This window comes from Streptomyces sp. NPDC001922 (assembly GCF_042891165.1).
Lineage (GTDB): Bacteria > Actinomycetota > Actinomycetes > Streptomycetales > Streptomycetaceae > Streptomyces.
The window spans coordinates 53,845-74,318 of sequence record NZ_JBIASV010000016.1 but is presented as its reverse complement, the minus strand read 5'-3'; the positions used below and the strand labels follow the sequence as shown (position 1 = coordinate 74,318).

The window sequence follows — 20,474 nt, the reverse complement described above, 5'->3', positions numbered from 1 at the left end:
TCCTCGGTGCGGGGCTCACGGGGCCGGCTCGTCGCGGGGCATGGTGGCGGTCTTCTCCGCCGGTCCGAAGAGGGTGATCCCGGGGATGACGGAGGGGACCGGCACCCGGACGGTGGCGGAGACGGCGTCGGCCCCGTCGGGGGAGACCCCGATCTCGGCGCGCCGGGCGACCCAGTCGCTCATGGACGCGTGGCCCGCGGCCACCGGGTCGGCGGCGGGCTCCGCGCGGGTCGCCGTACGGGCCGCCGCGCGGGCACCGGTCCGTGCCTGCGCCGCCACGTACCCGGCGAGGCCCAGTTGCACGGCGGCGAGGACGACGACCAGCAGCACGGGCAGGAAGCCCAGGAACTCGACCGAGGCCTGGCCGCGGTCGCGGGGCCGGGGGCGTGCCGCGGCCGGCGGAAACCGGTTCGACGGGAGCCGCTCCGACGGCGGCCACCGCCGCTCCGGCCGTGCGGGTTCCCGCGTCATCCCCGGTCCTCCGTGGCCGCGCCGGCGTCCCCGGTGACCGTGAACGGGAAGGAGACCCCGCCGGGGAAGAGCACCGGGACCTTCAGGTCGACGCTCACCTTCGTCAGCCCGTGCCCGGTGCGGGGGGCGCCGACCCGGGCCCCGTCGGCCCAGGCCCGGGGCAGGTCCTCGGTGGCGGCGGCCTCGACGCCGGTGCCCCCGCCCCCGGCCGCGACCGCGGCGGCGCGCGCGCCCCGGTCGGCCGCGTCACCGGCCAGGGTGAAGGTGTAGCCGACGAGCACGAACTGCCAGAGCAGCACCAGCACGACGAGGATCAGCGGGGTGATCCCCAGGAACTCGACGGAGACCTGACCGCTGTCGGCGCCGCGCCGTCGGCGGCCCGACGCCGCCCAGCGCCCGGCCGGCCTGCGGGATCTGCCGCCCGGACCGCCGCCCCGTCCGTCCGCGCCGCCCCGTGCGTCGCCACCGGCCAGGCCCAGTTCCCCGGCCAGCCCCCACAGGGCCTGTTTGACGGTGGAGCGGCTGTCCAGGTCCTGGAGCCGGCCCGCGTCGACGCACGGCTGCAGCTCCTTGAAGTTCGCCGGAACCACCGTGCGGGCGACCTGGGTTCCGGTGGTCCGCCCGACGATCGCGGGCTGGATCTCGGTGGTCCGGTTGTGCCGGTTCACCACGGTGGTGGTCTCCTCGGCCTTGCGGATCTGCAGCCGGTCCCAGAGCCGCACCATCCGCTTGGCCGACCGCACCGCGACCACGTCCGGCGTGGTGACCAGCAGCGCAGTGTCCGCCATCTCCACCGCGGCTGCGTTCGCGCCGTTCATCTGCGCGCCGCAGTCGATGACGACCAGTTCGTAGCGGCTGCGCAGGGCGCTGACGATCTGCCGGGCGGCCCGGTCGCCGACCTCCTCGCCGCGCTCCCCCTCGTCCGGGGCGAGCAGCAGCCCGAGGCCGGTCGGATGGGTGAAGAGGGCGTCCTGCAGCACTCTCGGGGAGAGGTCGCTGATGCCCGCCAGGTCGACGATCGACCGGCGGAACTGCACGTCCAGGCAGGAGGCCACGTCCCCGGACTGGAGGTCCATGTCGACCAGGGCGACGCTGCGGCCGGACGCGCGGGCGGCGAGCGCCAGTTGGACGGCGGTGAGGGTGGTGCCGACGCCGCCCTTGGCGCCGGTGACCGTGACCACCGTGCCGCCGGGGCCGGTCAGCACGTCGCCGTCGGAGCCGAGGTGCCGCCGGACGCCCACCGCCCACTGGACGGTGGCCTGCACCCGGGCGGCCAGTGCGTCGTAGGAGAGCGGCAGTCCGATGAGGCCGCGGGCGCCGGAGTCCATCGCCGCCGCGTACAGCCCGGGGCTCATGTCCGCGGTGATCAGGATGGTGCCGACCGCCGGGAAGCGGAGGGCGATGTCGCGGATCAGTTCCAGGGCGGGGACCGGGCCGATCCGCTCGTGGACGAGCACCACCTCGGGCAGGTCCACGACGGATTCGCCGGAGAGCCGGGCGAGGGTGTCGACCAGCGCGGTGGAGTCCGCGGCGGCCGGCAGCGGCTCGGTGTCGGGCAGTCGGCCGATCAGCGTGGTGATCGCCCGGGCGGCGTCGGGGTCGCCGACGACCGGGAGGATTCGGGTGGCCATCCGGTGCCTCACCTGTCTCCGTCAAGGGTGTAGGTGCGCTCGTTCCGGGGGATCGACGCGTCGCTCCCGGGGGCGACCAGGGCGAGCCGGACGCGGGTGGCGAAGGACTCCGCGTAGGCCACCCGCTGGGCGTCGTCGGTGTCCAGGGCGAAGGTGATCGGGACGGCCTCGCCGCTTCCGCCCCGCCGCCGCTCCTCGTCGTTCCGGGGCCGCAGGGCGGTGAGTTCGCCGACGTCGATGACGCGGGCCCGGTCGACGATGACCTTGGAGACGGGGGCCCGGTCGTCCCGGTCGCCCTCGAAGGTCGCGTAGATGTTGACGCTGGAGCCCGGGGTGATCTTGCCGGCGACGCCGGTGGCCGCGTCGATCATGATGGCGATCTCCTGCTGCCCGGACCCGAGTTCGGGGCGGTCGGCGATCATGTCGGACTGGAGCAGGGAGCCCTTGCGCAGCGGATTGACGGCGATCTTTCCGCGGAGGTCGCCGAGGTCGGTCACGGCAGTGCGCGGCAGCCAGCGCTCGGGCACCGATATCCGCCGGAACTGCCCGGAGTCCAGTGCCCGGTAGGCCGGTACGTCCGCCTTGAGTTCGTAGGCCGTCGTCTCCGGCCCGACCTTCGACTCCACGTCGCTGATCACGGAGAGCACACCGGCGAAGGCTCCGCCCGCGCAGAGGACGGAGAGCAGCAGCAGGATGACGCCACGGCGCTGGCGTGAGTTCATAAGGGGATTCCTCGTCGGGGTACGGGGCCGTTGCGGGTGGCGGGTGCCGGGTGCGGCGGGCGGGGCACGGCGCGGCGCGCGTGCGGGCCGGGGTCACGCCGGGGGCCGGGCCGCACGGAGGCCACCGGGAACGGCCGGACGCGGGGAGCTCTCACCGGTTCGGGTCACCGTGGGACGCCGCCGGGAGCTCGGGCCGGAGCAGCGGAGCGGAGCAGAAGGCGCAGCGGTCGCCGATGAATTCGAGCCCGCACCAGTGACAGAGGTCCCGGCGCACCGAGGCGACGAGCTGGTACAGCATCACGGGATCACGGATGGCGGCCGCGAACTCGATGAGCTTTCCGGTGCCCCACCAGCGGGGCGAGTCCTCGGGGAGCCGGGCGTCCTGGACCTCCTGGACGCGCCACTGCCGGGCGAGGGTTCCGGTGACCCAGTCGGACCGGAGCCGGCCGCCCGCCACGGTGAGCCGGGTGTCGAAGCCGGGACCCTCCAGCGTGGTGTCCGGCCGGACGCGGACGAGCCGGGCCTCGGGGGCGGCGAGGACGCCGTAGCGGGTACCCGGCAGCCAGGAGCCGAGGTGGGACGCGAGGCCGACGGGCATCCGGTCGAGCCGGGCGACGGACGCGAGCAGCGCGCCCGCGTGGATGTAGTGGGAGAGGAGCCGGGCCGCGGAGGCGAGGACTCCGGGGCTGAAGTCGCCGAGTGACAACTGGCGTAACTGGCGGACGAGCACGGCGACGGCGAGCGGCGGGAGCCCGACCGGCAGCAGGGCGATCCGGTCGCTCTCCATCACCGACCGCACGGTGTGCAGGCGCCGGGCGAAGTCCCGGTCGATCGAGGAGGGGTAGAGCGCGATGACGTAGCCGTGCTGTTCCACCAGGACCTGGAAGGTGGTCAGCGCCGCCTCCAGCTCCTGCCGGGCGGGCGGCTGCAGGACGACCGCGGTGGGCGTGTGCCGGTCGGCCGGCGGAAGCACCAGCTCGGGGCTGGTGACTGCTATGGCGGTGAGCACGTGTGGTTCCCCGTTCCACTCCGTACCCGGCCGGACCCGGGGACGGTAGATCATCCCTGTACGCACTGCTCGAGGTGATGGCGCTGCCCCCTGACGCCTCCGCAGCTTATCCGCGCGGTGAGCGCCAGAGAACACTCTGCAAGGAATGATCAGCGCAGAGTTCATCGCCAAAACGGGCGAGACGGGCCGGATCGGCCGAACACGGGCCGGTGACGGGGCGGTTGAGCGGCGGCGGTGACGTGGGGGGGCGCCGACGACGACGTACGCCCGCCCCCTGAGCGATGACGGACAACCGGGCCCACTGCTCAGGACGCGCCGCGCGGTCGCGCCCGGCCCGGCCGCGAGGGATCCACGGGCTGTGGCGGGCCCCGGGAAATTCCCCTCCCGAATCACCCGTTCGGCTCAGCCCGGCCCGGCGCCGGGGGTCACGGCAGGCGGGCCGGCCGCCCCCCGGCGGCCGGCCCACGTCGGAACCGCACGTTCCGTCAGGAGCGGACCCCCGACGGCTTCGGCAGCTCACACCCCGGCAGCGTCAGGTCGACCTTGTTGCCGGCCCCGATGCAGCGGGTGATCCCGTAGGTCTGCTGGGCGTAGTTGATGCCCTCGCGCACCGTCACCGTGCCGTTCTCGTCGACTTCACAGGGGTTGTTGTCGGTGCACCGCTCCCCGTCCTCGTTGCCGGTGTTGTTGACCGCGACGACCTTGCCGGTCGCCGCGTCGACCACGGGCGAGCCCGAGGTGCCGCCGATGGTGTCGCAGGCGGCGGTGTAGCGGACGGAGTCCTTCCAGGTCCATTCGCCCTCCCGCAGCCGGTGGGCGAAGCCGTCGACGTTGCAGCTGTAGATCCGCTTCCAGTAGCCGGAGACCACCTTGATGGCGGTGCCCTGCGCCGGGCGGTCCGCGGAGAGCGGCAGGGCCCGGATGCCGTACTGGGACTCGATCGCGGCGTAGCTGGTGTTGAGCTGATAGAGCGACACGTCCGTGTCGGTCATGGTGGCGTACGCGACCTTGGTGGCCCGGAGCGTGGCCACCTTCCGGCCGGCGGAGTTCAGCAGGCTGAACGACCGGCTCGACGCCTTGTCGACGACGACCTCGCCCGCGCCCGGCATGCCGCTCTCCAGGCAGTGGCCGTTGGACATCACGAGTGCGGGGTCCGCGGAGCTCGCGGAGGGCGGGCGGACCACCGAGCCGGAGCAGTTGCTGAGCGCCACGGTGCCGGCGAAGTCGACCGCCCTGGCCTTCGCCCGGGGCTGCGCCGCCGGGGCCTGGGCGGCGACGGGAGCCGACGTCAGGTCAGGACCGAGGGCTGCCGCGGGTGCTGTGCCCAGGCCGGCCAGGGCGGCCGCCGTGAGCGCAGTGACGAGAGGTTTTTTCATGTGGGGGTCCCCTCTGTACCGAAAATCCTTCGGTGTTGTCATGCGCATTGTGGGGGCACCGACGGCGGAGAACAACCATGCCCTCTTGACCGTTGCATGCCATTTCCCGACGATGGGCGGGGACACCCGCACCCTTCACGTCGCACTGAGCACCCCACTCCGGACACCCCACCCAGGAGCCTTCATGCGACTCCCCCTCAAGGGCAGACGGGCCACCGCCCTCGCCGCACTGCTGGCGCTCGCCCTGGCCGCACCCCTCACCGCACAGGCCGACGACACCCCTTCCGCACGGACCGTCACCGGCGAACCGGACGCCCGGCAGTACGTGGTGGCCGGCCCCGCCACCGCCGCCCAGCGCTCCGCCCTCGCCGCGGCGGGGGTCTCCATCGACGAGGTGGACGACCACTCCGTCGTGGTCACCGCCGATGCCGCGCAGGCCAGGACCCTGCGCCGGCTCGGCCACCGGCTCCGGCTGCTGCCCGCTCCCCCGGCCCGGACGGACGGCAAGGCCGCGAAGGCCTTCGACTTCCCGTCGGCCGACTCCCGCTACCACAACTACGCGGAGGCGATGGCCGAGATCGACGCCAGGATCGCCAAGTACCCCGCCATCATGAGCAAGAAGGTCATCGGAAAGTCCCACGAGGGCCGCGACATCATCGCCGTCAAGGTCAGCGACAACGTCGCCAGGGACGAGTCCGAGCCCGAGGTGCTGTTCACCCACCACCAGCACGCACGGGAGCACCTCACCGTCGAGATGGCCCTCTACCTGCTGCGCGAGTTCGGTGAGGACTACGGCAGCGACTCCCGGATCACCAAGGCCGTGGACGGCCGGGAGATCTGGATCGTCCCGGACCTGAACCCGGACGGCGGCGAGTACGACATCGCCACCGGCCGCTACCGGAGCTGGCGCCTCAACCGGCAGCCCAACGCCGGGTCGTCCCGGATCGGCACCGACCTCAACCGCAACTGGGACTACAAGTGGGGCTGCTGCGGCGGCTCCTCGGGCACGCCCGGGGCGGAGACCTACCGCGGCGCCCGCCCGGAGTCGGCACCCGAGGTGAAGGTCGTCGCCGACTTCGCCCGCAGCCGGGTCGTCGGCGGGAAGCAGCAGATCACGGCCGGCATCGACTTCCACACCTACAGCGAACTGGTGCTCTGGCCGTACGGGTACACCGACGACGACACCGCACCGGGCATGACGAAGGACGACCACGACGCCTTCGCCGCGGTCGGCGGGAAGATGGCGGCCAGCAACGGCTACACCCCGGAGCAGGCGAGCGACCTCTACATCACCGACGGCTCGATCGACGACTGGCTGTGGGGGAACCAGAAGATCTTCAGCTACACCTTCGAGATGTATCCGACCGGCTTCTTCGGCGGCGGCTTCTACCCGCCGGACGAGGTGATCGAGCGGGAGACCTCGCGCAACCGCGACGCCGTCCTGCAACTGCTGGAGAACGCCGACTGCATGTACCGCTCCATCGGCAAGGAACAGCAGTACTGCGCCACCCGCTGATCCGCCTGCCGTTCCTGCGCGGGGAACGGGGCGCCCCGTACGGGGCGCCCCGTTCGCCGTGCGCCGGGTCCCTCACCCGCCGCCCGTCCGCGGGCGGATTCCCTGCGGGAGCCGGGGCGGCCTTCCGGTGCGCGGCCCGGGGCCGTTCCGCACCCTCCGGCCCCGAAGCCGTTCCGCGCACGCCGGCCCCGGGCGCGGCCGGTTCAGCCGAGGACGGCGAGGGCGTCGATCTCGACCAGCAGCCCGGCCGGCAGGCCGACGTAGACCGTCGTCCGGGCCGACGGCGGCCCCTCCAGATCCGCGAAGTACGCGTCGTAGATCCGGTTGAACTCGGCGAAGTGCCCGGTGTCGGTGAGATACACGCGCACCATCACCACGTCCTCCCAGCGCGCGCCGCCCTCCTCGAGGACCGTCCGCACATTGGCGAGCGTCTGGAGGGTCTGCTCGCGGAGCGTGGGCCCGGCGGGGGTGGGGGCCTGCCCCTCGGCCGCCGGGAGGAAGCCGACCTGGCCGGCGACCTGGAGGACGGAGCCCTTTCTGACGCCGTGCGAGAACTTCGCCGGCGGCGCGGTGTGGGTGGCCGGGGTGATCGCGGTTTTGCGGAGCCCGTCACTCATGGGCTGGCCTCCTTCGCGGATGGTCCTGCGTGATGGGGTTCCCCACCCGGCACTCCTACCCGGACGCCCCGGGTCCGCCCCCGCCGTAAGCCCTCACCGGACCCCGTCGACGGCCGTCCGCGGCACCCTGCGCCCTTCCGACGGGCCGGCGCCCGCCACCCGATACCCGTCCACGCCCCGTCGGCCGCCGCCGGAGCACCCGCTTCCAGGGCCGCGGTCCGCCGTTGACCAGGCGGTTTTCCGGATGCTAGACAGCCGTGAACGATATCCGTCATGGGTGTTGTGTCCCTGTCCCACGAACGTTTCCAGGAGGCTCCATGGCCGCCGACAACGCCGTCGCCCGGCTGGCGCACGAGCGGGTCGACCACCGCTTCAAGGGTCTCCCGCCGGACGCCGAGGGGCTGACCGTCGGGGCCCTGGCGGCCGAGCGCCGCTCCCTGTTCACCGGTGGCTTCCTCACTCCCGTGCTCACGCTGTCGGCCGAGGCCCTGGAGCACAACCTCGCCCAGATGGAGCGCTACTCCACCGAGCACGGGCTGGCCTTCGCCCCGCACGGCAAGACCTCCATGGCACCGCAGCTGTTCGAGCGTCAGCTGGAGCGCGGCGCCTGGGGCATCACGGCCGCCACGCCCGCCCAGATGCGCGTCTACCGCGCCTTCGGGATCCAGCGGATCTTCCTCGGCAACCAGCTCGTCGACCCCGCCGCGCTGCGCTGGCTCAGCGGCGAACTGGACGCCGACCCCGGCTTCCGCTGCGTCGTCTACGCCGACTCGGTGCGGGGCGTCGAGCTGATGGACGCCGCCCTGCGCGACGCCCGGGCCCGGCGGCCGGTCGAGGTCGTGATCGAACTGGGCGCCGGCGACGGGGCCCGCACCGGCGCCCGGACCGAGGCCGACTGCACCGCCGTCGCCGACGCGGTCGCGGCCGCCCGGACGCTGCGGCTGGTCGGTGTCGCGGGCTACGAGGGCGAGGTGCCTCGGCCGGACAGCGAGCGGGTGACGGCCTGGCTGCGCCGGCTCGTCGCGATCACCACCGCGTTCGACGCCGAGGGCCGCTTCGCGGAGGTCGACGAGATCGTGCTGAGCGCGGGCGGCAGCGCCTGGTTCGACGCGGTGGCGGAAGTCTTCGCCGAGGTGCCGGAGCTCTCCCGGCCGGTGCTGAGGCTGCTGCGCTCCGGCGCCTACGTCTCGCACGACGACGTGCACTACCGGCGGCTGACCCCGTTCAACCGGGTGCCGGAGGAGGGCGCGCTGATCCCCGCGTTCCGGCTGTGGGCCCAGGTCGTCTCCCGCCCCGAGCCCGGCCAGGCCTTCCTGAACGCGGGCAAGCGGGACGCCGCGTACGACCTGCACCTCCCGGTGCCGCAGACCGTACGGTCGGCGCGCGACGGAGCCGAACGCCCGGCGGACGGCCTCTCGGTCACCGGGCTGTCCGACCAGCACGCCTGGGTGAAGGTCGCCGACGGTGCGGAGCTGGAGGTCGGCGACTGGGTCGCGCTGGGCCTGTCCCACCCGTGCACGGTGTTCGACAAGTGGCAGCTGATCCCGGTGGTGACGGAGGACGGCACGGTCACGGACTTCGTCCGCACCTTCTTCTAGGGCAGCCCCTGTCTTCTAGGGCCGCTCTTCCAGGGCCGCCCGCGTCACCGGAGGCGCGGGCGGTCCGCGTCCCGAGGCAACGGCGCGGGCGGAGGCGTCCCGGCACAGCCCCGGCCGCGGGCCCGGGCCGGCCCGCACGTACTCCCACCGGAGCAGTGCGTGGCGCATCTCACCCCGCACCCGGACGGCCGGCCGCCGGGCCCGCCCGCGCCCCCTTTCCGCAGGTGGCGCGGGCTCCCGGCGGGTGGACCGGCGGCGGGAGCGGGGCGAGCCCGACTCCACTTTCGAAGCCGCACCGGCCGTTCCGACCGGGATTCCGCACGTCCGGATCCACGGCCGCTTTGTCATCGAAGACGGTCCGCGAGCGGGAGCGAGCCACGGCCGTCGGGGGCTCCGGTCACGGACCGCCGCGGCCCCGGTGATCCACGGTCCGCCGGGGCGGCCACCGGCCCGTTCCGGTGGCCGAAAACACCGCGCCGCCCGCGCCGTACGCCCGTATGGTGGCGGGCATGCAGGTGATCCAGTCAACGAAGCTCGCCAATGTCTGCTACGAGATCCGTGGCCCGGTCCTCGAGGAGGCAATGCGGCTGGAGGCAGCAGGTCACCAGATCCTCAAGCTGAACACCGGCAACCCGGCACCCTTCGGTTTCGAGTGCCCGCCGGAGATCCTCGAGGACATGCTGCGCTCGCTCGGCAGCGCCCACGGCTACGGCGACGCCAAGGGCCTCCCCGCCGCCCGCCGCGCGGTCGTCCAGCACTACCAGACCAAGGGCATCGAGCTGGACGTCGAGGACGTCTACCTCGGCAACGGCGCCTCCGAGCTGATCCAGATGTCGATGCAGGCGCTGCTCGACGACGGCGACGAGGTGCTGGTACCGGCCCCCGACTACCCGCTGTGGACCGCCGCCGTCTCCCTCTCCGGCGGCACCGCCGTGCACTACCGCTGCGACGAGCAGTCCGACTGGATGCCGGACCTCGCGGACATCGAGCGCCGGATCACCGACCGCACCAAGGCGATCGTCGTGATCAACCCGAACAACCCGACGGGCGCGGTGTACGACGAGGCGCTGCTGACCGGCATCACCGAGATCGCCCGCCGGCACCAGCTGATCGTCTGCTCCGACGAGATCTACGACAAGATCCTCTACGACGGCACCGTCCACACCCCGACCGCCGCCATCGCCCCCGACCTGCTGACCCTCACCTTCAACGGCCTGTCGAAGGCCTACCGGGTGGCGGGGTACCGCAGCGGCTGGCTCGCGGTCTGCGGCCCGAAGGACCACGCCTCCAGTTACATGGAGGGCCTGACGATCCTCGCCAACATGCGGCTGTGCGCGAACGTTCCGGCTCAGCACGCGGTGGCGGTGGCCCTGGGCGGCCGGCAGTCGATCAACGATCTGGTGCTGCCGGGCGGGCGGCTGCTGGAGCAGCGCGACACGGCGTACGAGCTGCTGACCTCGATCCCGGGCGTGACCTGCGTGAAGCCCAAGGGCGCGCTGTACGCGTTCCCCCGGCTCGACCCGGACGTCTACAAGATCAAGGACGACCGGCAGATGGTGCTCGATCTGCTGCGCGCCGAGAAGATCATGATCGTCCACGGCACCGGCTTCAACTGGCCGGAGCCCGACCACTTCCGGCTGGTCACGCTGCCGCACAAGGACGACCTGGCGGACGCGGTGAACCGGATCGGCCGCTTCCTGGACGGCTACGGCCAGCCGTGACACGCCGGGCCGGCCCCGCCGGCCCACACACCTCCCGGATGCCGGGGCACGACCTGTGTGCCCCGGCATCCGGCTTTCCGGTGGGCGGCGGCAGTAGTGGCCTTCGGATTCTCGTTTCCCGGTCGGATACGGCTCTCCTCCACGCCAGTACCCTTCCTGTCCCGGAGTCCCGCGCGCTCCGGTCATGCGTCGGCGGTCCGTGGCGGAGGCCGGGGCATCCGGGGAGCCGAGAAGATCCGGAGAGCAGATCCCGGTGAACTTTAGACTGGATCCAAGTTAGGATGGGCTCCTAGACCTGGCTGGAGGCCACCATGTACGAACCGATCCGCACCAAGTCGGTCCACACCATGGCCGAGCCGGAGTTCCCGCACCGCTCCCGCGGCGAGGAGCTGGACATCCAGCTCGCCGGGCACTTGGCGGCTCTGCTGGCGGTGACCGACGAGTTGCGCGCCCTGCCCGCCGGTGCCGGCGGCGGGCCCGGATCCGAGCTCGACCCCGCTGCCGACCGGATAGCGGAGCAGGTCGCGCGGCTGCGGCGAGGGCGACGCCCGGTGCGTTCGACCGCGCCGGGCGCGGGCGCGGCCCGTGCGGACACCCTGCACCGCCGGGCGCACGCGCTGGCCGGCCGGGCGCTGGTGGTCGCGGCGTCCCGCGCGGACACGGCCGCGGCGATCCTGGCCGCCGAGCGGATGGACGCCCACGCCGCCGCGCTCGACGTCTCCTCGGCGGCCCTGTCGGCGGCCCACTGACTTCCGGCCCACTGGCTTCCGGCCGACGGACGGCGGCCGACCGGACGGAGGTGCACTCAGCGCGCAACCGACGGCAGTCCGCCCGGACACCACGATGCCCCCGCCCCACCGGATCTCCGGCGGAACGGGGGCATCGAGCGCTGTCGGGATCCGCTCCCGGGGGCCCGGGATGCGGGTGCGCCCGGGCCGGGGAGGCCCGGGGCACCGTCCGGACGCAGGCCCGGGTCAGCCGAGACGCTGGACGAGAGCGCGGTACTCGTCCCACAGCTCCTTCGGCGTGTGGTCGCCGAAGGTGTTGAGGTGCTCGGGCACCAGGGCCGCCTCCTCGCGCCACACGTCCTTGTCGACGGTGAGCAGGAAGTCGAGGTCGGCGTCGCCGAGGTCGAGGCCCTCGGTGTCCAGGGCCTCCTTCGTCGGCAGGATGCCGATCGGCGTCTCGACGCCCTCGGCCGAGCCGTCGAGCCGCTCGACGATCCACTTGAGTACGCGGCTGTTCTCGCCGAAGCCCGGCCACACGAACCGGCCGTCGGCGTCCTTGCGGAACCAGTTCACGTAGTAGATCTTCGGCAGCTTGGACGCGTCCTTGTCCTTGCCGACCTCGACCCAGTGCCCCATGTAGTCGCCCATGTTGTAGCCGCAGAACGGCAGCATGGCGAACGGGTCGCGGCGCAGCTCGCCGACCTTGCCCTCGGCGGCGGCCGTCTTCTCGGAGGCGACGTTGGCCCCCAGGAAGACACCGTGCTGCCAGTCGAAGGACTCGGTCACCAGCGGCACCGCGCTCGCGCGGCGGCCGCCGAAGAGGATCGCGGAGATCGGCACGCCCTTGGGGTCCTCCCACTCGGGCGCGATGATCGGGCACTGGCCGGCCGGGACGGTGAACCGGGCGTTCGGGTGGGCCGCCGGCGTCTGCGAGGCCGGCGTCCAGTCGTTGCCCTTCCAGTCGGTGAGGTGGGCGGGCAGCTCCTCGGTCATGCCCTCCCACCACACGTCGCCGTCGTCGGTGAGCGCGACGTTGGTGAAGACCGAGTTGCCCCACATGGTCTTCATGGCGTTGGCGTTGGTGTGCTCGCCGGTGCCGGGCGCGACGCCGAAGAACCCGGCCTCGGGGTTGATCGCGTAGAGCCGGCCGTCCTCCCCGAAGCGCATCCAGGCGATGTCGTCACCGATGGTCTCGACGGTCCAGCCGGGGATCGTCGGCTCGAGCATGGCGAGGTTGGTCTTGCCGCAGGCGGACGGGAACGCGGCGGCCACGTACTTCGACTCGCCCCGCGGCGGGGTGAGTTTGAGGATCAGCATGTGCTCGGCCAGCCAGCCCTCGTCGCGGGCCATGACGGAGGCGATGCGCAGCGCGTAGCACTTCTTGCCGAGCAGGGCGTTGCCGCCGTAGCCCGAGCCGAAGGACCAGATCTCGCGGGACTCCGGGAAGTGCGAGATGTACTTGGTGCTGTTGCAGGGCCACGGCACGTCGGCCTGGCCGGGCTCCAGCGGCGCCCCCAGGGTGTGGACGGCCTTGACGAAGAAACCGTCGGTGCCCAGCTCGTCGAGGACGGGCTGCCCCATGCGGGTCATGGTGCGCATGGCGACGGCCACGTAGGCGGAGTCGGTGATCTCGACACCGATGGCGGACAGCGGCGAACCCAGCGGACCCATGCAGAACGGCACGACGTACATCGTCCGGCCCCGCATCGAGCCACGGAAGATGCCCTGGTCCCCGGCGAAGATCTCGCGCATCTCGTCGGGGTGCTTCCAGTGGTTGGTCGGGCCCGCGTCCGCCTCCTTCTCGGAGCAGATGAAGGTGCGGTCCTCCACACGTGCCACATCGCTCGGGTCGGAGGCGGCGTAGTACGAGTTGGGGCGCTTGACCGGGTCGAGCTTCCGGAAGGTCCCCTTCTCGACGAGCCCCTCGCAGAGGCGCTCGTACTCGGCCTCGGAACCGTCGCACCACACGACCTCGGCAGGCTCGGTGAGTGCCGCGATCTCGTCGACCCAGGAGATCAGCTCCTGGTGGTTGGTGAGGGTGGTGGGAGCCGCATTGCTGCGCGCCACGATCGCTCCGTCCCGCCGGAACCGCCAGCTCCGGCGTCACTGATTGAGGGTTGAACGGGCCCGGCCCGAAATCCGCCGTACAGGATGTCCAGGGAGTCCGCTGATGAAGTAGTTGCCCCGTGGGGGCCGCGACCCGGATGCTTCGTGACCGCTCATCCGGTGCCGACCGCACTCATTTGATCATCCGACCCCGGGGCGAATCTGTCCAGGGGGCGATTTCGTGAGCATCACCACTCGACGGACCGGCGGTACTTACGGTGGCGTAGCTAGCATGGCGGCCATGACTGCCGCCGCCCACGACGCCGCGTCCGACGCCGCGCACGACGACCTCACGCCCCCGGACGGCTCCCCGGAGAACGGGCCCCGGCCCTCCGGAACAGGGACACTGCACCTCCCGGACCAGGTCAAGCCGCATCTGCGCGGCTGGCTGCACGCGGGCATGTTCCCGGCGGCGCTGGTCTCCGGGATCTTCCTGACGGCGCTCGCCGACAGCACCCGCGGCCGGATCGCCTGCGCGATCTACACCCTGACCGCCTGTCTGCTGTTCGGCGTCAGCGCGCTCTACCACCGCGGCAGTTGGAGCCCGCGGGTCACGGCGGTGCTGCGCCGCCTCGACCACGCCAACATCTTCCTGATCATCGCGGGCACCTACACCCCGCTCACCATGCTGCTGATCCCGGGCGGCCGGGGGCAGGCGCTGCTGTGGGCGGTGTGGGCCGCCGCCATCGCCGGCATAGCTTTCCGGGTGTTCTGGGTCGGTGCGCCGCGCTGGCTCTACACCCCCTGCTACATCGCGATGGGCTGGGCCGCCGTCTTCTTCCTCCCGGACTTCATGCGCACCGGGGGCATCGCCGTGCTCGTCTGCGTGATCGTCGGCGGGGTGCTCTACAGCGTCGGCGGCGTGGTCTACGGCATCAAGCGCCCGAACCCGTCACCCCGCTGGTTCGGCTTCCACGAGGTGTTCCACTCCTTCACCCTCGCGGCGTTCGTCGTGCACTACGTCGGCATCTCCCTGGTGGCGTACCAGCACGGCTGAGCTGCCGGCGGCGTCCTTCTTCCGGCTCCTTCTTCCCGGTTCCCGCTCCGGCTCCGGTCCCGCTGTCGCCTGCCGCTGCCCCTGTACCCCGCTCGCGTCCCGTCCCCCGCTCCGTCCCCGTCCCCCGTTCTCCCCTGGCCGTGGCCCCGGAGGCCGCGGCCTTTTCGCATGCCCGGGGCGTGGTCGACGGCGCGCCGCGACGGCGGATTCCGGCCGGGGACGGGGGCGTTCCCGGCGGCGCACGCGCCGTGGCCGAACCGCTGTCGTGGTCCCGCCGATCTCCGATCCCCGACAATGATCCGCATGGTCTCCGCGCGCACCGCCGTCTCCCCCTCCGGCGCTCCCGTCGCCCAACTCGGTCTGCGTGAACGGAAGAAGATCAGAACCCGGCAGGCGATCCGTCGGGCCGCCTGCCGGCTCTTCGAGGAGAAGGGGTACGACGCCACCCCGGTGGAGCGGATCGCGGAGGCGGCCGAGGTCTCCCTCAGCACGGTCTTCCGCTACTTCCCCACCAAGGAGGACATCGTCCTCACGGACGAGTACGACCCCCTGCTGGAGAGCGCGCTCCGCGCCCGGCCGGAGGACGAGCCGCCCCTCACCTCCGTACGGCACGTCGTGGTCGGGACGCTGCGCCTGTTGCTCGCCGACCGTCGCGAAGAGGTCGTTCTCCGGGCCGGCCTGGTACTCCGGGTACCGGCGCTGCGGGCCCGCATGTGGGAGCGGCAGGCGGACACCGCGCGCCTGCTGTGCCGGATCCTCGCGGAGCGCACCGGGCGCCCGGCCGACGACCTGGACCTCCGGGTGTTCGCCGCGGCGGTGCTCGGCGCCCTCCACGAGACGCTGCTGCACTGGGCCGAGGGGGGCCTCGACGGGAACCTGGAGGACGTCATGGACCACACCATGACCGCCCTCACCCACGGCTTCACCGTCTGACCCGGCCCGGCGGGCACCTCCCGCCGACGGAGCGCACCACTCCCCATGGCTCCGGGACCGGGCCGGGGCGTCCGCGGGCACCTCTCGCCCGCGGAGCGCACCCCTCGCGATGAGGCGGCGCTCGTCCGGCCGGATCGGGCCGGTCCGCGGTCCCGGTGCGCCCCGGGCCGATGCCGGCCCCGGGAGGCCGGACTCAGCCGGCCCGGGTCCCGACCTCCGACACGGGAGGCCGGACTCCACCGCCCCAAGCACCCGACCCGCCGCCCCGGGAGGCCGGATTCAGCCGGCCCGGGTGCCGACCCGCCGCGCCAGCTCCGACGGCTCGGCCGTCGGCGCGTCACAGGTGAAGTGGCGGCAGACGTACGCGGCCGGGCGGCCGTCCACCAGCGGGCGGTCGCGCAGCAGCGGAACGTCCGCCTCCGCCGCCGCGGGTGCGCCCACCGCGACGACCGCGCCGGGGGCCGTGCCGAGCAGAGCCGTACGGTGCAGCGCCGCCGTCGCCGGGTCCGCCTCCGGGCCGGCCACGGCCACCTCGCGCGGCCCGTCCAGCGCGGCCTCGGCCACCGCCAGCCCCCAGCCGATGAAGCGGGGCGCGCGTGCCGCCAGCGCGCCCACGACGCCCAGGGCCCGTTCGGCCGCCTCGCGGTGGCGGGAGCTGCCGGTGAGCGCGGCGTAGCCGAGCAGCGCCCCGGCCGCCGCCGACCAGCCCGAGGGGTGGGCGTTGTCGGTCGGGTCCTGCGGCCTGCGGATCAGCGGCTCCCCGTCGTCCGGGGTGTCGTACAACGAGCCGTCCTCGGCGGTGAAATGGCGGAGCACGGTGTCCAGCAGCAGCCCCGCGAACTCCACCCAGACGCCCTCGCCGGTGACCGAGTACAGCGCGAGGAAGCCCTCGGCGACATCGGCGTAGTCCTCCAGAACTCCGGCGTGGCCCGCCGCGCCGTCGCGCGAGGTGCGGAAGAGCCGGCCCTGCTGATCCATGTGCACCCGGACCAGCAGGTCCGCGGCGTCGAGGGCGGCCTCGACCAGGTCGGGCCGGCCGAAGTAGGCGCCGGTCTCCGCGAGCGCGGCGACGGTCAGGCCGTTCCACGCGGCGACGATCTTGTCGTCGCGGCCGGGGCGCGGGCGCTGCTCCCGGGCGGCCAGCAGCCGCTCCCGGACCGACCGCATCCGCTCGGCGTCCGCGGCCTGCTCTGGGCCCCCGGCCTGCCCTGTGTCCGCAGTCCGCCCGGTGCCCGCTGCCTGCTCCGTCGCCGCGTCCGGCTCCGCCTCCATGCTCTGTGCGGCGGCGCCTCCGGGCCGCCCCACGGCGTCGCTCTCCCCGGCACCGCTCTCCACGACGCCGCTCTCCACGACGTCGTCGCCCGGGAGTCCGGGACCGTCGGCGGGGAGCCGGAGCACCGAGGCGCCCTCCTCGAAGCTGCCCTCCTCGGTGACCCCGAAGGCCTCGGCGGCCCACCGGCCGTCCTCCTCCCCCAGCACGGCGCGCAGCTGCTCCGGCGTCCACACGTAGTAGGCGCCCTCGACATGCCGGCCGGAGCCGGCGCCCTCGCCCTCGAACGCGGGGCTGTCGGCATCGAGCGCCGAGGCGAATCCGCCCTCGGACGTGCGCAGTTCGCGCACCAGGAAGTCCGCGGTCTCCAGCGCCACCCGGCGCGCGAGGGCGGACCCCGTGGCGCGCCACAGATGGGCGTACGCCCGGCACAGCAGGGCGTTGTCCCAGAGCATCTTCTCGAAGTGCGGCACCGTGAACGTACGGTCCACGGCGTAGCGCGCGAAGCCGCCCCCGAGTTGGTCGTAGATCCCGCCGCGCGCCATGGCCCCGCAGGTGTCCCGGGCCATCTGGAGGGCGCCCTCGGAGCCGGTCCGCGCGTGATGCCGCAGCAGGAACTCGATCACCATCGACGGCGGGAACTTCGGGGCCCCGCCGAACCCTCCGTACGAGGCGTCGTACTCGCGGGTGAGGCCGAGGAGAGCCGCGTGCAGATCCTCCTCGGAAGGCGGCCGGGCCCCCGCGGAACCGAGCGACAGGGAGCGGGAGGCGAGATCCCGGACGATCTTCCCGGCGACCTCCCCGACCTCGTCACGGCGCTCGTCCCACGCGGCCCGCACGCCCTCCAGGACCTGCCGGAAGGACGGCATCCCGTGGCGCGGCTCGGGCGGGAAGTACGTACCGAAGTAGAAGGGCGCGGCGTCCGGGGTGAGGAAGACCGTCATCGGCCAGCCGCCCTGCCCGGTGGCCGCCTGCACCGCCTCCATGTAGACGGCGTCCACATCCGGCCGCTCCTCGCGGTCCACCTTGACCGCCACGAAGTGCTCGTTGAGCTGGGCGGCGGTCGCCTCGTCCTCGAAGGACTCGTGGGCCATCACATGACACCAGTGGCACGCGGAGTAACCGACCGACAGCAGAACGGGCACATCGCGCCGCCGCGCTTCCTCGAAAGCCTCCGGCGTCCAGGGCCACCAGTCGACCGGATTGTCAGCGTGCTGAAGCAGATAGGGCGAGGTCACGCCAGCCAGCCGGTTCATACGAGCCAGCCTCTCACAATGCCCCACCTCGTCAGCCAGGCCCGCGCGGGCTCCGCCCCGCTCGGCCGAACTGCACTTGCCGGGCATCGTCACACGGCACAGGCCCGGCTCAGGCGATGGCAGCGATGTCACCATCGTCGAAGTAGATGGCCTGGTGAAGACGTCCGCCGAGCGCGACGGCGAACCGCGCGAGAACGTCCTGCCCCGAAACGTGCCCCCGCTCGATCTGCGACACGCGCCCCTTGGTGACACCCATACGATCAGCCACGTCCTGCTGGGTGAGCCCGCGGGCCCGTCGCAGCTCCGCCAAACGGCGCCCGGTCATCTCCGCGAGGAGTTCCTCCTTACCTTCCCGCACCGCCTCCTCACCGCCGGCGCGGGCAACATTCTCAGCGCGGATGTCCTGCCAACGCGTGTAGCCGCTCACGATCGCCCTCCTTCTTCCTGGGCTCGTTCCTTCACATAGATCTCGTAACGCTCTTCAGCCAGCGGAATGGCCTCCCGATACCACTCATTCCACCGCCCCGCCTTGTCCCCCGCCACCAGCAGAATGGTGCAACGCCACGGGTCGAAAGCGAACAGAATCCGCACCGTGCCGGGACGCAATTCCTTCAGGTTCGCCATCGAGGAGCCGTGAATGGTGTCCACCAGCGGACGTCCCAGCCCTGGCCCGCCCTCCGCCAGCGCATCCAGCGCCTGAACCACTCTGGCGTGCGCTGGCCCCTCAAGGCAGTCGATCCACTCACGCACCTCGTCGACGAGGAAGATCTCCCATTCGGCATCCACCCCGTGGAGTATAGCAAACGCTATACTCCACCGCCCGTGCCCATGCCCATGCCCGACGGAACCAACCTCTACCGCTCAGTGAGATCGTGGACGGATGGTCGTCGTGAGCCCGAACGCGTCCAAGCGGCACAACCGGCCGGCCCGGATCCTGGCCAACGCCCTGGACACCGCCGCAGGCCCGGACTGGAACGCCGACACGGACTTCCACGTCCGCCTGCAGGACGTTCCGCTCACCAACCGCCGCCCGGACGTCATCGTCTACCAGGCGGAGACCCTCGACCTCACACCCACCCGCCCCGAACATCTGCTGCTGGTCGTCGAGGTCGTGTCGCCCGGCTCGGAGACCACCGACCGGATCGTGAAGGTGGACCAGTACGCCAAGGCCGGCATCCCCTTCTACTGGCGGGTCGAACAGGCCGCCACCGGTGTCCCCATCGTCTACACCTACGTTCTCGACCCCGCCACCAAGGCCTACCGGGACGGCGACATGTTCACCGGCGTGATCAAGGCTGCCGTGCCCTTCTCCGTCACCGTCGACTTGGGAACCGTCTGACAGCAATTCCGAGCCGCAAGGCCGGTGCACCAGTGCGGCTCGACGAGCATTCTTTGCGCTACGCGATTTGTCCTACGAGCTCATCCAGGGCTTGGTCGCCGCTTTCCCCCAGAAAGCATGCGTCCGTCATACCGGCGTAGACGGCGCCGGCCGGCGTCATGCCGAGGTACGCCTTGCGATTGGCGGTCATGCCGAGCGGGTAGAGCTCGGCGCCGACATCCGCGCTGAGCACCTCAAAGCTCTCCCGGTTCCCCTTCGCCAGCGCAGGGTCGAGGATCACCTCCGCCCGCTCCTCCAGGAAGGTGCTGACGTACAGCCGCGTCACATTCAGCCCGCCGAACTCCGCCAGAAAGCGCTGCGCCATTGGATGAATCTCGAAGCCGTCGCGCTCCCGCAGCCCGCGCTCCCACTCCGCCGTGGACACCGAACGCCCTGGGTACCAACCCGCCTCTTCCAGCAGTCCGTTGGTCTTCGCCGACCACCGCGGCCTGGATCCGTTCCGCACCCTAGTGCCGCCTCCGTCTCCCGGATCCGCTGCACCAGTGCGTTAACGGGTCCTATCGAGGAGTTTCTCCAGCGCCTGCTCGCCGGTTTCTGCCAGGAAGTACGCGTCGTCCATGCCGGTGTAGACCTCACCCGTTGGCGCCATGCCAAGGTATGTGTTGCGGTTGTTGGTCATGCCAAGGGGGTAAAGTCCGGCGCCTGCCTGCTCGCTGAGCACCTCGAAGATCTCCTGATCCCACTTGGCCAGCGCGGGATCGAAGCTGACCTCTACCCGCACCGGCTTGACGCTGCCCGGGAACCACAGCGTCACAGTCAGTCCGCCGAACTCCGCCAGGAAGCGCTGCGCCATTGGATGAATCTCGAAGCCGTCGTGCTCCTGCAGCCCCCGCTCCCACTCCGCTGTGGACACCGAACGCCCCGGACGCCAGCCCGCCTTCCGTAGCAGTCGCTCGGTCTCCCTCGACCACCGCTGCCCGAATCCGCTCTGCTGCGTCACTGGGGCCCACTCCCGCAATTCCGAGCCGCAAGGCCGGTACGCCAGTGCGGCTCGACGAGCATTCTTTGCGCTACATGATTTGCCCTACGAGCTCATCCAGGGCTTGGTCGCCGCTTTCCCCCAGAAAGCATGCGTCCGTCATACCGGCGTAGACGGCGCCGGCCGGCGTCATGCCGAGGTACGC

At 72.2% G+C, this 20,474-nt stretch carries 18 protein-coding genes and 1 pseudogene; 7 read left to right on the top strand and 12 right to left on the bottom strand.

Features of this window, described 5'->3' with window-relative positions; translation table 11 throughout:
- Positions 1 to 15 precede the first annotated feature (15 nt).
- The 5 genes from ACFYYR_RS27290 to ACFYYR_RS27270 all read right to left on the bottom strand — a co-directional run bounded on the left by ACFYYR_RS27290 (position 16) and on the right by ACFYYR_RS27270 (position 5,209).
- Positions 16 to 471, bottom strand: coding sequence for a TadE/TadG family type IV pilus assembly protein (locus ACFYYR_RS27290; protein WP_388858939.1), 456 nt, complete (start codon positions 469 to 471; stop codon positions 16 to 18).
- Positions 468 to 2,102: a CpaE family protein gene (locus tag ACFYYR_RS27285; protein ID WP_388858936.1), complete on the bottom strand. Its 1,635-nt coding sequence runs from the start codon at positions 2,100 to 2,102 to the stop codon at positions 468 to 470. Before ACFYYR_RS27285 ends, ACFYYR_RS27290 begins: the two co-directional genes overlap by 4 nt.
- Positions 2,103 to 2,110: 8 nt before the next feature.
- Positions 2,111 to 2,824 (bottom strand): Flp pilus assembly protein CpaB, encoded by a 714-nt coding sequence (gene cpaB / locus ACFYYR_RS27280; RefSeq protein WP_388858933.1) that lies wholly within the window; start codon positions 2,822 to 2,824, stop codon positions 2,111 to 2,113.
- Between the two features lie 151 nt (positions 2,825 to 2,975).
- Positions 2,976 to 3,833: a hypothetical protein gene (locus ACFYYR_RS27275; protein ID WP_388858930.1), complete on the bottom strand. Its 858-nt coding sequence runs from the start codon at positions 3,831 to 3,833 to the stop codon at positions 2,976 to 2,978.
- Positions 3,834 to 4,318: 485 nt separating this feature from the next.
- Positions 4,319 to 5,209, bottom strand: a complete 891-nt coding sequence (locus ACFYYR_RS27270) for a serine protease (RefSeq protein ID WP_388858927.1) — start codon at positions 5,207 to 5,209, stop codon at positions 4,319 to 4,321.
- Positions 5,210 to 5,393: 184 nt separating this feature from the next.
- On the opposite strand from ACFYYR_RS27270, the gene ACFYYR_RS27265 reads away from it, so the two are divergent.
- Positions 5,394 to 6,725 (top strand): M14 family metallopeptidase, encoded by a 1,332-nt coding sequence (locus tag ACFYYR_RS27265; protein ID WP_388858924.1) that lies wholly within the window; start codon positions 5,394 to 5,396, stop codon positions 6,723 to 6,725.
- A 203-nt stretch (positions 6,726 to 6,928) separates the two neighbouring features.
- Here ACFYYR_RS27265 and ACFYYR_RS27260 read toward each other — a convergent pair whose 3' ends face one another.
- A complete protein-coding gene (locus ACFYYR_RS27260; protein WP_388858921.1) occupies positions 6,929 to 7,342 on the bottom strand; it encodes a RidA family protein in 414 nt (137 codons plus the stop codon).
- A 317-nt stretch (positions 7,343 to 7,659) separates the two neighbouring features.
- Between ACFYYR_RS27260 and ACFYYR_RS27255 the strand changes: the two genes are divergently transcribed.
- The 3 genes from ACFYYR_RS27255 to ACFYYR_RS27245 all read left to right on the top strand — a co-directional run bounded on the left by ACFYYR_RS27255 (position 7,660) and on the right by ACFYYR_RS27245 (position 11,410).
- Positions 7,660 to 8,940: an amino acid deaminase gene (locus ACFYYR_RS27255; protein ID WP_388858918.1), complete on the top strand. Its 1,281-nt coding sequence runs from the start codon at positions 7,660 to 7,662 to the stop codon at positions 8,938 to 8,940.
- A gap of 509 nt (positions 8,941 to 9,449) precedes the next feature.
- A complete protein-coding gene (locus ACFYYR_RS27250; protein ID WP_388858915.1) occupies positions 9,450 to 10,661 on the top strand; it encodes a pyridoxal phosphate-dependent aminotransferase in 1,212 nt (403 codons plus the stop codon).
- Between the two features lie 311 nt (positions 10,662 to 10,972).
- On the top strand, positions 10,973 to 11,410 hold the full coding sequence (locus tag ACFYYR_RS27245; protein WP_388858912.1) for a hypothetical protein: 438 nt from the start codon (positions 10,973 to 10,975) through the stop codon (positions 11,408 to 11,410).
- Positions 11,411 to 11,635: 225 nt separating this feature from the next.
- Here ACFYYR_RS27245 and ACFYYR_RS27240 read toward each other — a convergent pair whose 3' ends face one another.
- On the bottom strand, positions 11,636 to 13,456 hold the full coding sequence (locus ACFYYR_RS27240; protein ID WP_388858909.1) for a phosphoenolpyruvate carboxykinase (GTP): 1,821 nt from the start codon (positions 13,454 to 13,456) through the stop codon (positions 11,636 to 11,638).
- Between the two features lie 280 nt (positions 13,457 to 13,736).
- Between ACFYYR_RS27240 and ACFYYR_RS27235 the strand changes: the two genes are divergently transcribed.
- On the top strand, positions 13,737 to 14,492 hold the full coding sequence (locus ACFYYR_RS27235) for a hemolysin III family protein (protein ID WP_388858906.1): 756 nt from the start codon (positions 13,737 to 13,739) through the stop codon (positions 14,490 to 14,492).
- 294 nt (positions 14,493 to 14,786) lie between these two features.
- A complete protein-coding gene (locus tag ACFYYR_RS27230; protein WP_388858903.1) occupies positions 14,787 to 15,425 on the top strand; it encodes a TetR/AcrR family transcriptional regulator in 639 nt (212 codons plus the stop codon).
- A gap of 279 nt (positions 15,426 to 15,704) precedes the next feature.
- Here the strand turns inward: ACFYYR_RS27230 and ACFYYR_RS27225 are convergent, their stop codons facing one another.
- From ACFYYR_RS27225 to ACFYYR_RS27215, 3 genes are all read right to left on the bottom strand, one after another.
- A complete protein-coding gene (locus tag ACFYYR_RS27225; protein ID WP_388858900.1) occupies positions 15,705 to 17,951 on the bottom strand; it encodes a thioredoxin domain-containing protein in 2,247 nt (748 codons plus the stop codon).
- Positions 17,952 to 18,060: 109 nt separating this feature from the next.
- Positions 18,061 to 18,378 (bottom strand): helix-turn-helix transcriptional regulator, encoded by a 318-nt coding sequence (locus ACFYYR_RS27220; RefSeq protein ID WP_351515524.1) that lies wholly within the window; start codon positions 18,376 to 18,378, stop codon positions 18,061 to 18,063.
- Positions 18,375 to 18,737: a type II toxin-antitoxin system RelE/ParE family toxin gene (locus tag ACFYYR_RS27215; RefSeq protein WP_388858897.1), complete on the bottom strand. Its 363-nt coding sequence runs from the start codon at positions 18,735 to 18,737 to the stop codon at positions 18,375 to 18,377. The genes ACFYYR_RS27220 and ACFYYR_RS27215 overlap by 4 nt, the downstream gene beginning before the upstream one ends.
- A gap of 94 nt (positions 18,738 to 18,831) precedes the next feature.
- Between ACFYYR_RS27215 and ACFYYR_RS27210 the strand changes: the two are divergent.
- Positions 18,832 to 19,290, top strand: a pseudogene (locus tag ACFYYR_RS27210) (Uma2 family endonuclease); the annotation flags it as partial.
- A gap of 58 nt (positions 19,291 to 19,348) precedes the next feature.
- Here ACFYYR_RS27210 and ACFYYR_RS27205 read toward each other — a convergent pair.
- Both ACFYYR_RS27205 and ACFYYR_RS27200 read right to left on the bottom strand, forming a co-directional pair.
- The gene (locus ACFYYR_RS27205) at positions 19,349 to 19,795 is read right to left on the bottom strand and encodes an SUKH-3 domain-containing protein (protein ID WP_388858894.1); all 447 of its coding nucleotides are present in this window, start codon (positions 19,793 to 19,795) and stop codon (positions 19,349 to 19,351) included.
- Positions 19,796 to 19,837: 42 nt separating this feature from the next.
- Positions 19,838 to 20,290 (bottom strand): SUKH-3 domain-containing protein, encoded by a 453-nt coding sequence (locus tag ACFYYR_RS27200; RefSeq protein WP_388858891.1) that lies wholly within the window; start codon positions 20,288 to 20,290, stop codon positions 19,838 to 19,840.
- Between the last annotated feature and the right edge of the window lie 184 nt (positions 20,291 to 20,474).